The organism is Aminobacter sp. P4_D5 (assembly GCF_056401815.1).
This window is the reverse complement of the sequence record NZ_JBFUIP010000538.1, coordinates 1-837: the sequence shown is the minus strand read 5'-3', so window position 1 is coordinate 837 and position 837 is coordinate 1. Positions and strand designations below refer to the sequence as shown.

1 protein-coding gene is annotated in these 837 nt (G+C 67.1%); it reads left to right on the top strand.

The features are described from left to right. The coding region (locus AC1DWF_RS33360) for an efflux RND transporter permease subunit (protein ID WP_476842783.1) at positions 1-837 on the top strand (837 nt) is incomplete at both ends.

Genomic DNA, 837 nt, shown 5'->3' with positions numbered 1-837 from the left:
ATCCTGCGCCTCTCCCACATCGCCCATGTCGAGCTCGGCGTGCGGGACCGACGGCAGGGCGGCAGCTACAACGGCCGGCCCGCCGTCATCGCCGTCATCTTCAAGCAGCCCGACGCGAACGTGATCGAGGTGGTGGACGCCATCCAGGGCATCCTGCCCGACCTGCAGCGCTGTCTGCCGAACGGCGTGAACATCCACACCATCCGCGACCGCTCGGAGACCATCCGCGCCAGCGTCGACGAGGTGCAGCGCACGCTAATCATCTCGATCATCCTGGTGGTGCTGGTGGTGGCCGCCTTCCTGCGCCGCAAGGCCGCGGTCTTCGCCGCCGCCATCTCGGTGCCGCTCTCGCTGCTCGGCACGCTCGCGGTGATGTGGCTGCTCGGCTACTCGCTCGACAACCTCTCGCTGATGGCGCTGACCATCTCCGTCGGCTTCGTCGTGGACGACGCCATCGTCATGATCGAGAACATGACGCGACTGCGCGAGAAGGGCATGCCCGCGATGGCCGCGGCGCTGGAGGGCGCGCGGCAGATCGGCTTCACCGTCGTCTCCATCACCCTCTCGCTCATCGCGGTCTTCATCCCCCTGCTCTTCATGCCGGGGATCGTGGGGCGGATGTTCCGCGAGTTCTCCGTCACGCTGGCCGTGGCCGTCGCCTTCTCGGCGATCATCTCGCTGACCGTGACGCCCATGGTCGCCGCGCGCATGGCCTCCGATGCGGAGCACAAGCCGGGCTGGTTCGGCCGCAGCTTCGAATGGGTCATGAACGGCATGATCGAGGGCTACATGGCGAGCCTGAAGGTCGTGCTGCGCTTCCGTGCGATCATGCTGCTC